Below are 9494 nucleotides of genomic sequence, written 5' to 3'. Positions count from 1 at the left end.
GGCACCAGGATCACGTCGCCGGGCTCGGTGATGGCCTGGGCCATGTTGGCGAAGCCCTCTTTCGAGCCGAGGGTCGCCACCACCTGGGTGTCGGGGTTGAGCTTCACGCCGAAGCGGCGCTCGTAATAGCCGGCCTGGGCGCGGCGCAGCCCGCCGATGCCCTTGGAGGCGGAGTAGCGGTCCGTGCGCGGCTTGCCCACGGTCTCGACGAGCTTGTCGATCACGTGCTGGGGGGCCTGCAGATCCGGATTGCCCATCCCGAGGTCAATGATGTCCGCTCCGTTGGCGCGGGCCGCGGCCTTGATGCGGTTGACCTGCTCGAAGACGTAAGGCGGAAGGCGCTTAATCCGGTAGAAATCAGGCATCGGTCTCGTCCTCGGGCGGAATCACGGGATTCCGGTATAGGTTCTAAGGCGTTCTCTTGGAATTCGTCTTCTGGCGCGTCTGCTGCGACGTGTTGGCCGGGAGCTTGATCGGCTCGGGAGGCGGCGTCTTGCCGAGCTCGGCGGCCGCAGCGCCGGCAGCCTCGTTTTGGGCCCGAATGGCATCGAGTTCCGCCTCGGCGGCCTTGATCTGGTCAGCCGTCCTTGCCGGGGTCTGGCGATCCGGGACAGGTGTACCGATCGGCATATATTCCAGATTCGTCGGTCTCGACTGAACGACGAAATCCTGACTCGCCGCCGTCTGCGGGCCTGCCCCCACGGCGGTCGCCACATCCCGGACGGGATTGAAGCTGCCGTTGCAGCCTGCAGCAAGCATCGTCACGGCAATCGCCGCGGCGCAGGGGATCGGAAAGGCCTTCGTACGCATTGTGATACCTAAGATCTGCAACTGGGCTCTGGCATATCCCACAGCTCGAACGCTAAGATGTCGGAAATGCGGCTTGCGAGCAATGCTGCTGCGATAGAGGGAGATCGCCTTATGGACAAGCCATACGGTGAGGAGAAGACTCAAAGCCCCGTCCCGGACTTCGAGGAACTCTCCCGTAACATGGCTCGCTTCGTCGAGGGAGCCGGCAAGGCTGCAGCCGCGTACCTCAGGCCTGTCCAGGAAGGCCAGGCTCCCGCCGAACTTTCAAATGACGCTGCGGAAGCCATCAAATCCCTCGGTCGGGTGGCCGAGGTCTGGATGAGTGATCCGCAGAAGAGCTTCGAAGCCCAGTCCCGCCTCGGAACGCAATTCCTGTCCCTCTGGGCCTCGACCCTGAAACGTGCGCAGGGCGAACCCGCAGACCCTGTGGCCGAGCCCGAACCCAAGGACACTCGTTTCAAGGACCCGGAATGGTCCGAGAACCCGATCTTCGACTTCCTGAAACAGGCCTACCTCATTTCGTCCCGCTGGGCGGAGGACCTCGTCGAGAATGCCGAAGGCCTCGATGAGCGCACGCGGCACAAGGCGCAGTTCTATCTCAAGCAGCTCTCCAGCGCGCTCTCGCCTTCGAACTTCCTCCTGACCAACCCGGAGCTGATCCGCGAGACGCTCAAGGAGAATGGCGCGAATCTCGTGCGCGGCATGTCCATGCTGGCGGAGGACATCGAGGCCGGCGGCGGCGAGCTGAAGATCCGGCAATCGGACACGAGCCGGTTCAAGGTGGGCGTGAACATCGCCACCACGCCGGGAAAAGTGATTTTCCGCAACGATCTGATCGAGCTGATCCAATATGCTCCCGTAACGGAGAAAGTGCTGAAACGGCCGCTGCTGATCGTGCCGCCCTGGATCAACAAGTTCTATATTCTCGACCTCAATCCGGAGAAGAGCTTCATCCGGTGGGCGGTCTCGCAGGGGCTGACCGTGTTCTGCATCTCCTGGGTCAATCCGGCGGAGCAGCATGCCGAGAAGGGCTTCGAGCATTACATGGTGGACGGCATCTTCGCCGCGCTCGACGCCATCGAGCAGGCGACCGGCGAAAAGAAGGTGACGGCCATCGGCTATTGCGTCGGCGGAACCCTGCTGGCGACGACCCTCGCCTATATGGCGGCCAAGCGCGACAAGCGGATCGACAGCGCCACATTCTTCACCGCGCAGGTGGACTTCACCCATGCGGGCGACCTGAAGATCTTTGCCGGCGAAGAGGAGGTCCGCAGCCTCGAGGCCACCATGAAGAAGCGCGGGTATCTCGAAGGCTCGCGCATGGCGAACGCCTTCAATATGCTGCGGCCCAACGATCTGATCTGGCCCTATGTGGTCAACGTTTACATGAAGGGCCAATCGCCCTTCCCCTTCGACCTGCTCTACTGGAACGCCGATTCCACCCGCATGCCCGCGGCGAACCACGCCTTCTACCTGCGCAACTGTTATCTCGAGAACAAGCTCGCCAAGGGCGAGATGGAGCTTGCCGGAGTGAAACTGGACCTGAAGAAGGTGAAGGTGCCGGTCTTCAATCTGGCCACGAAGGAAGACCACATCGCCCCAGCCCGCTCCGTGTTCGTCGGCTCGAAGATGTTCGGCGGGCCGGTCGATTATGTGCTTGCAGGCTCGGGACATATCGCCGGCGTCGTCAATTCGCCCACCAAGCCGAAATACCAATTCTGGACCGGCGGTCCCGTCGAGGGAGAATTGGAAGATTGGATGAAGCAGGCAACCGAGACATCGGGTTCCTGGTGGCCCTACTGGTTCGAGTGGATCAAGACCCAGGCGCCCAGGATGGTCGCCGCGCGAGAGCCAGGAGGCGGAAAGCTGGAGCCGCTCTGCGACGCGCCCGGCACCTACGTTCTGGAGAAATCTTAAAGCGCGCATTCAGACGGCGCCTAAAGAGAAATACTCTTGGCATCGGGATGACCAAGGGTTCAGCCATAACAAACGAAGATGATGTTCTCGGCGTCATCACCGGCCTTGTGCCGGTGATCCCGATGGAAGAAGCGCAGCGCTTTTCAGCATCGGGATGGCCGGGACAAGCCCGGCCATGACGTGGGCGAGAACGTAGACCCAAAAACGAAAGGCCGGCAGATCTGCCGGCCTTCTTGCTGTCAGCTCTTGGAAGCTCAGTACTTGCGGACGAGCGGAACCGCCGGGATCGCAACCTTCGGGTTGTCCCAACGATAGCGCAGGCCTGCCGAGATGATATCCACGGACGAATCCACATCCGCCAGATAGGGAAGGCCCTCGAAATCCTGATGTCCGGGAAGGATGCGGATTTTCGTATCCATCGTGAAGATGTGCGTGTAGGCCACGTCGAAGGACAGACGGTCGTTCCACTGGTAGCTCGCACCGAGCGATGCCCAGATGCGGTCGTTGTCGGGAAGACGCGTGGAGCGGATTTCCGTATCGATCGGAGATTGCTCGTAGGCGAGACCCGCACGCAGGGTCCACTGATCGTTCAGCTTGTAGTCCGCGCCGAGGGAGTAGAAGTACCCGTCCTTGTAGTTGAGCGGAATATCGGTGACGGTAACGCCGCCGGGGCCGAGCACGAGAGGCGTCTTGAGGACGCTCCAGTTCGTCCATTCGAAACCGGCATGGACCGTGATGGCCGGCGTGATCACCTGCGAAATGCCGACGGTGAGCTGATCAGGCGTCTTCAGCTTGGCGGTGATCGGAACGTTCGAGAAGGGACCCAAGGCGGCGATGGAGCCGCGAGGCGCCTCCAGGCTGCCGTCGAGTTCATGCTCGACCTGGGAACGATAGCCGATACCGATGGTCGTGCCGGCGAACGGCGTGATCGTCACACCGGCCGTGAAGCCGAAGCCGATGTCGTCGCCGTCGAGGATGGCGCTCGGAGCGCCGGGCAGCGTCGCGGAGGCGGCCGGAGCGCCCGGGAACGGCACTGCTCTCTTGAGGCGGATGTCGAAATACTGCAGCGATGGACCGACTGCGAACGAGAACCAGTCGTTCACCTTCACGCCTAGGACCGGGTTGACGTTCACGGAGAAGATCCGGGACGACCGCGAGTAGAGCTGACCGGACCAGTTCTGGCGGGGATCGGTCACGAGGCCGTAGGGCGAGGTGCTGGAGAGACCAAGCCAGAGCGTGTCGTTGATCTGGAAGGAGCTGTAACCAGCGGGAACGAGCGCGTCCTCGCCGATATCGCCCGAGCTGCCGAACACGAAGGTTGGGACGGAGGGCAGCGGGTTGATGTCGACCTGCGGGAGAACCAGCGAGGCATGTCCCTCACTCCACCAGCCCGGCATCATCGTGATGACGGCCGGGTTCCAGAACATGGAGGACAGGTAACCGGAGCCCGAGGCGGCGCCTGCGAAGGAGTAGCCTTGCGCCGTGGCGCTCTGCTCGCGCAACGCGAAGGCACCAGCCTGCGCGCCGCCTTGGGCGGCGATGAGTGCTGCTGCGGAAACCGCGGCCAGCGACAAAGAACGAGAGAGAAGACCCATGGAGTTTTCCTGCCCTTATGATTTTTGTACGGGAGAATCCCGCCGTAAGGGCAATGTGCCAATGCTTATTTTCGGCCGCAATCCTTTCGTGAACGCCTAATAGGAAATTAATAAATTCTAAACTCCACTCGTTTCCAAGAAGTTCTACTTCACTTTACGTTGGTGCAACTGAATAAGCGGGAAGTACGCTCAGATGGTTCATATGTAAACCGATGTATAGTCGGCTTTCATCTTGAATTGAACGGCAATGCATGAGGAGGTGGAAATCCGGCACTTTATTAGCCTTCGTGGCAAAACAGCAACATATTTGCGTTCAGAACATGCATTGTAGCTCGGCGCATTCGCGCCAATTATGCACGTGCCTTAACGAGAGGAGCGCTTGATGAAGCTAGTGAGATTTGGGGACGCTGGACGCGAGAAACCGGGGCTGATCGATTCCAGCGGCCAGATTCGGGACCTGTCAGGCATCGTCCCCGACATCAATGGCTCGTCCCTGTCAGCCGAGACCCTGGAGCGCATCCGCAAGACCGATCCCGCCACCCTCCCCGTCGCTCCGTCGGGACAGCGTCTGGGTGCCTGCGTCGGACAGGTGCGCAATTTCATCGCCATCGGGTTGAACTACGCCGACCATGCGGCCGAGACCGGGGCGCCCATTCCGGCGGAACCCATCGTCTTCAACAAGGCTCCGTCCTGCATCGTCGGGCCGAATGACGACGTGATCATCCCGCGCGGTTCCCAGAAGACAGACTGGGAGGTCGAACTCGCCATCGTGATCGGTGAACGGGCCTCCTATGTCGGCGCCAACGAGGCGCTCAATTTCGTGGCCGGCTACTGCGTCTGCAACGACGTCTCCGAGCGCGAATACCAGATCGAGCGCGGCGGAACCTGGACCAAAGGCAAAGGCTGCCCGACCTTCGGACCTCTCGGTCCCTGGCTCGTCACCAAGGACGAGGTCCCGGATCCGCAGAACCTCTCCATGTGGCTCGACGTGAACGGTGAGCGCGTGCAGAACGGCTCGACCAAGACGATGATCTTCAACGTGGCGCAGATCGTGTCATACGTCTCGCACTTCATGATCCTGGAGCCCGGCGACGTCATCACGACCGGCACCCCACCCGGTGTCGGCATGGGCATGAAGCCGCAGCGCTTCCTGAAAGCCGGCGACGTGGTGTCTCTCGGCATCGAGGGCCTCGGCGAGCAGCGCCAGCGCTTCGTGGCTTTTGAAGGTCCCGCTGGGGATACGACCAAGAGCTGGAAGGGGCATTAACGGCCCGAAACCAGTCCCTGCCCGTCATGGCCGGCCTCGTGCCGGCCATCTCGTTTAGAGCATCGAACGCAAAAGTGGGAACCGGTTTTGCGTGGAAAGATGCAGGAAGGCAAAAGCTTAGAGCATTTTTCGGCGAAGTGGATCCGGTTCACCGTCAAAAAATGCGACCCAGCAAAGAAGAGAGACGATTCCACGCAAGTGGAAACGGCTCTAGAACAGCGAGGCGCTTCGTACGATCGAGGCCACCGGCACGAGGCCGGTGACGACAGAGCTTACACGAGCCCCAGCATCAGCTGGATGTTCTGCACCGCCGCGCCGGACGCGCCCTTGCCGAGATTGTCGAGCCTCGCCACCAGGACGGCGTGGTTGTAGCTGTCGTGCTTGAAGACGAAGAGTTCCAGCCGGTCCGTGTCGTTCAGGGCCTCCGGCTCGATCCGCTCGATCTTCTTGGCCTCCCGGATCGTCGGCACGACGCTGACGAGACCGCCTTCCCGATAGTGCTTCAGAAGAGCGTCCTCGAGATCCGCCGCCTTCGGCTTGCCGGGCAATAGGTCGAGATGCAGCGGCACGCTCACCAGCATGCCCTGCCGGAAATTGCCCACGGACGGGATGAAGATCGGCCGCCGGGTCAGGCCGGTATATTTCTGAAGCTCGGGCACATGCTTGTGCTCGAAGCCGAGACCGTAGAGCTCGAACGACGGCGCCGTGCCGGCCTCGTAGGCCTCGATCATCGAGCGCCCGCCGCCGCTATAGCCGCTGACCGCGTTCACGCTGATCGGGTAATCGGCCGGAACGAGGCCCGCATCCACGAGCGGGCGCAAAAGCGCGATGGCGCCAGTCGGATAGCAGCCCGGATTGGCCACCCGGTCCGCCTTGGCGACCGCCTCCCGCTGAGCCGGGTCGAGTTCGGCAAAGCCGTAGACCCAGCCGGGCGCGACGCGGTGCGCCGTGCTGGCATCGAGGATCTTGGGCTTCCTGCCGCTCAAACCGTCGACAAGGCTCACGGTCTCGCGGGCCGCATCGTCGTGCAGGCAGAGCACCACGAGGTCCACATCGGCCAGGATCTCGCGCTTTGCCTCGGGATCCTTGCGCCGCGCGGGATCTATGCTGCGGATCGCGACACCCTTCACGTCCTTCAGGCGCTCGCGAATGCCGAGCCCCGTCGTGCCGGCCTCCCCGTCGATGAAGACGGTCCTGGTCTTCTGGTCGAGGGCTGATGAGTTATGGGTCATGATTGTCATGGTCGATCCGGTCCCCTGTGGCCGCCGGTGAGGCTAAAGCCGTAACGCTGATATGGTTCAACAGAAACAAAAAAGCCGCGCATCGGCGCGGCTTGCGTTCGGGCTCAGACGGCCGTCATCGCACGCGCGCCGGGGCGGCGGTCATTCGGCGTCGGAGGGTGTCGAAGCGGGTAGACATAGAGGTTCTTATGTGGGCAAGCCCCTCTCCTGTCAACAGGCCAGGCTTGAGCGAAGAAACGCCTTCATCCTTCGGTGGGGATGCTTTAGGCATGAAGGGGATTATGTAGCGGGAAGGCATGCGCAGCGACCTCGATCATCTGCCGTTACGTCAGCAAGCGGACCTGCGCTGGGCTCTCGACGTGCTGTTCGCCGAATTCGAGGAGGCGCTGAAAGGCAAGCTGTCGGAGAAGCGCAAGCAGGGCCGCATCCTGAAGGTGATCCTCTACGGCTCGCAGGCTCGCGGCAAGGCCGTGCGCGATCCGGCCGGCGGCTACATCTCCGATTACGACCTGCTCGTGGTGGTCAATAACGAGGAGTTCACGGACACGGAATATTGGGAGGGCGTGAACGACAGGTTCCTTCGCCGGGGCTTGGTCAATCCTTCGCGCCATCCGTTCCATTTCATTGTGCATTCCCTGGCGGACATGAACGATCAGCTGGCACGGGGCCGCTATTTCTTCATGGACATCGTGCGCGAAGGCATCGTGCTCTACGAGGCCGAGGGCCATCCCTTCGTCGAGCCGCAGCCGCTCTCGCCCGAAACGGCGCACGAGGAAGCACAGAGCTATTTTGATGAATGGTTCTCAAGCGCTACCGGTTTTTTCGACACCGCTGGCTATGCACTTAAGCAGGGGCGTTTGAAGGAAGCCGCCTTCCAATATCACCAAGCGACCGAGCGGCTCTATCACTGCACGCTGCTGGTGCTGACGCTCTACACGCCGAAGCTCCACGATATTCAAGAACTACGCAGGCGTTGCGAGAAACTCGACCCACGCCTGATCGAGGCCTGGCCGCGTGATACGCGCCGTGCGCGGCGCTTCTTCCAGAAGCTCAGGCGCGCCTATGTCGATGCGCGCTACTCGAAGCATTACGAGATCGATGCGGAAGAACTCACATGGCTCGGCGAGCGTGTCGCGGTGCTGCAAGATCTCGTGCGGACGGTCTGCGAGGAGCGTCTGAAAGCGCCATAAACCTTCCCGTCATTCCGGGGCGGCCAAAGGCCGAACCCGGAACCCATAAACACGACCCTAAAGAAAGGGTGAGCAGCGTCGCGCCTCTTTCTGCAACGTCAGCGGTTATGGGTTCCGGGCTCCGCTGTGCGGCCCCGGAATGACAATGAGGCAGTGCCCTTTCTTAGCCCTTTCTTACGCCGGCACCTCCCCGATCAGATCCGGAAAGGTAACGACATAGCCGGCAGGATGAACCACCCAAACAAAAAGGGCGGCCCGAGAGCCGCCCTTTCCGAAATGTTCGCTTGAATAAGCCTTAGCGCTTCGAGAACTGGAAGCTGCGGCGGGCCTTCTTCTTACCGTACTTCTTACGCTCGACGACGCGCGGATCGCGGGTCAGGAAGCCTTCCTTCTTGAGCGGGCCGCGAAGCTCCGGCTCGTAGTAGGTCAGCGCCTTGGCGAGGCCGTGACGGACCGCACCGGCCTGGCCGGAGAGACCGCCACCGTCGACGTTGACGGTGATGTCGTACTGGCCTTCGCGCTGGGCGATCTGGAGCGGCTGAGCGAGGATCATGCGGAGCACGGGACGGGCGAAGTACACCTCGGCCGAGCGGCCGTTGATGACGATCTTGCCGGAACCGGGCTTGATCCACACGCGGGCCACGGCGTCCTTACGCTTGCCGGTGGCATAAGCGCGGCCGAGCGAGTCGAGCTTCTGGACGTGCTTCGGAGCTTCCGGAGCGGCGGCCTGGGCGTTCTGGCCCAGATCGGCGAGAGACTGAAGAGTCGCCATGGATTAGGCCCTCACGTTCTTGGCATTGAGGGCAGCAACGTCCAGGACCTCAGGCTGCTGAGCGGTATGCGGATGCTCAGCGCCGCCATAGACGCGCAGGTTGCCCATGATCTGACGGAAAAGCGGGCCGCGGGGGAGCATGCGCTCCACAGCCTTCTCGACCACACGCTCAGGGAAGCGGCCGTCGAGAATGAACTTCGCGGTGCGCTCCTTGATGCCGCCCGGATAACCGGTGTGGTGATAGTACACCTTCTGCTCGCGCTTGCGGCCGGTGAACACCACCTTGTCGGCGTTGATGACGATGACGTTGTCGCCGCAGTCGACGTGGGGCGTGTAGTTCGCCTTGTGCTTGCCACGCAAACGCATGGCAACAACCGAAGCGAGACGGCCCACAACGAGGCCCTTCGCGTCGATCACAACCCACTTCTTCTCGACCTCGGCGGGCTTCAGCGAAGTCGTAGTCTTCATTGCGCTGTATCCCATTGGAGCCATATGGCTCAGGTTCTGAAAAACGACAAACCGCCGCGAGATGCGGCGGCGAGTGACGGCTGTTTAGTCAGAGCGGACGCCGAAGTCAACAGCATTTTCAGCAGGGTTGTTTCCACAAAACCCTTATAAAACAAGCGTTAGCGCCTATGTGGTATCATACGACCACATAGACGGCATCTGAATACCACACTCCTTTGGCTTCGCGCGAAATAC

The 9494-nt window shown here is 61.6% G+C and carries 9 protein-coding genes; 3 read left to right on the top strand and 6 right to left on the bottom strand.

The genetic code is table 11. The features are described 5' to 3' along the window. Together DDF70_RS21315 and DDF70_RS21310 are read right to left on the bottom strand one after the other, a co-directional pair. Positions 1-365 (bottom strand): aminotransferase class I/II-fold pyridoxal phosphate-dependent enzyme (locus DDF70_RS21315; protein ID WP_114946833.1); only part of this gene is annotated, 365 nt, incomplete at its 3' end. 43 nt (positions 366-408) lie between these two features. Beyond that, complete coding sequence (locus DDF70_RS21310; RefSeq protein ID WP_114946832.1) at positions 409-810, bottom strand: hypothetical protein; 402 nt, start codon at positions 808-810, stop codon at positions 409-411. Positions 811-921: 111 nt separating this feature from the next. On the opposite strand from DDF70_RS21310, the gene phaC reads away from it, so the two are divergent. Next, complete coding sequence (phaC, locus tag DDF70_RS21305) at positions 922-2727, top strand: class I poly(R)-hydroxyalkanoic acid synthase (protein WP_114946831.1); 1806 nt, start codon at positions 922-924, stop codon at positions 2725-2727. Between the two features lie 254 nt (positions 2728-2981). Here phaC and DDF70_RS21300 read toward each other — a convergent pair whose 3' ends face one another. Next, positions 2982-4322 (bottom strand): OmpP1/FadL family transporter, encoded by a 1341-nt coding sequence (locus DDF70_RS21300; protein WP_114946830.1) that lies wholly within the window; start codon positions 4320-4322, stop codon positions 2982-2984. Between the two features lie 382 nt (positions 4323-4704). Here DDF70_RS21300 and DDF70_RS21295 point away from each other — a divergent pair, with 382 nt between their 5' ends. Continuing rightward, positions 4705-5589: a fumarylacetoacetate hydrolase family protein gene (locus DDF70_RS21295; RefSeq protein ID WP_114946829.1), complete on the top strand. Its 885-nt coding sequence runs from the start codon at positions 4705-4707 to the stop codon at positions 5587-5589. Positions 5590-5861: 272 nt separating this feature from the next. On the opposite strand, the gene argC is transcribed toward DDF70_RS21295, so the two are convergent. After that, positions 5862-6821, bottom strand: a complete 960-nt coding sequence (gene argC, locus DDF70_RS21290; protein WP_114946839.1) for an N-acetyl-gamma-glutamyl-phosphate reductase — start codon at positions 6819-6821, stop codon at positions 5862-5864. Between the two features lie 305 nt (positions 6822-7126). Here argC and DDF70_RS21285 point away from each other — a divergent pair, with 305 nt between their 5' ends. Then, positions 7127-8020, top strand: coding sequence for a HEPN domain-containing protein (locus DDF70_RS21285; protein ID WP_114946828.1), 894 nt, complete (start codon positions 7127-7129; stop codon positions 8018-8020). 295 nt (positions 8021-8315) lie between these two features. Here the strand turns inward: DDF70_RS21285 and rpsI are convergent, their stop codons facing one another. Both rpsI and rplM read right to left on the bottom strand, forming a co-directional pair. After that, positions 8316-8792 carry a 30S ribosomal protein S9 gene (gene rpsI / locus DDF70_RS21280; protein ID WP_114946827.1) on the bottom strand — a complete coding sequence of 159 codons (477 nt, stop codon included), beginning with the start codon at positions 8790-8792 and terminating at the stop codon, positions 8316-8318. Positions 8793-8795: 3 nt separating this feature from the next. Next, positions 8796-9260 (bottom strand): 50S ribosomal protein L13, encoded by a 465-nt coding sequence (gene rplM, locus DDF70_RS21275; protein ID WP_009492703.1) that lies wholly within the window; start codon positions 9258-9260, stop codon positions 8796-8798. Positions 9261-9494 lie beyond the last annotated feature (234 nt).

The sequence above is a fragment of the Microvirga calopogonii genome, from assembly GCF_003347665.1.
GTDB lineage: Bacteria > Pseudomonadota > Alphaproteobacteria > Rhizobiales > Beijerinckiaceae > Microvirga > Microvirga calopogonii.
This window is presented reverse-complemented; position numbering and strand designations above follow the sequence as displayed.

What these genes read in the sequence shown, in the direction of transcription:
- DDF70_RS21285 (WP_114946828.1), top strand. Translation starts at nt 7,127, where the DNA reads ATGCGCAGCGACCTCGATCATCTGCCGTTACGTCAGCAAGCGGACCTG.
- DDF70_RS21295 (WP_114946829.1), top strand. Translation starts at nt 4,705, where the DNA reads ATGAAGCTAGTGAGATTTGGGGACGCTGGACGCGAGAAACCGGGGCTG.
- DDF70_RS21300 (WP_114946830.1), bottom strand. Translation starts at nt 4,322, where the DNA reads ATGGGTCTTCTCTCTCGTTCTTTGTCGCTGGCCGCGGTTTCCGCAGCA.
- DDF70_RS21310 (WP_114946832.1), bottom strand. Translation starts at nt 810, where the DNA reads ATGCGTACGAAGGCCTTTCCGATCCCCTGCGCCGCGGCGATTGCCGTG.
- phaC (WP_114946831.1), top strand. Translation starts at nt 922, where the DNA reads ATGGACAAGCCATACGGTGAGGAGAAGACTCAAAGCCCCGTCCCGGAC.
- rplM (WP_009492703.1), bottom strand. Translation starts at nt 9,260, where the DNA reads ATGAAGACTACGACTTCGCTGAAGCCCGCCGAGGTCGAGAAGAAGTGG.
- rpsI (WP_114946827.1), bottom strand. Translation starts at nt 8,792, where the DNA reads ATGGCGACTCTTCAGTCTCTCGCCGATCTGGGCCAGAACGCCCAGGCC.
- argC (WP_114946839.1), bottom strand. Translation starts at nt 6,821, where the DNA reads ATGACCCATAACTCATCAGCCCTCGACCAGAAGACCAGGACCGTCTTC.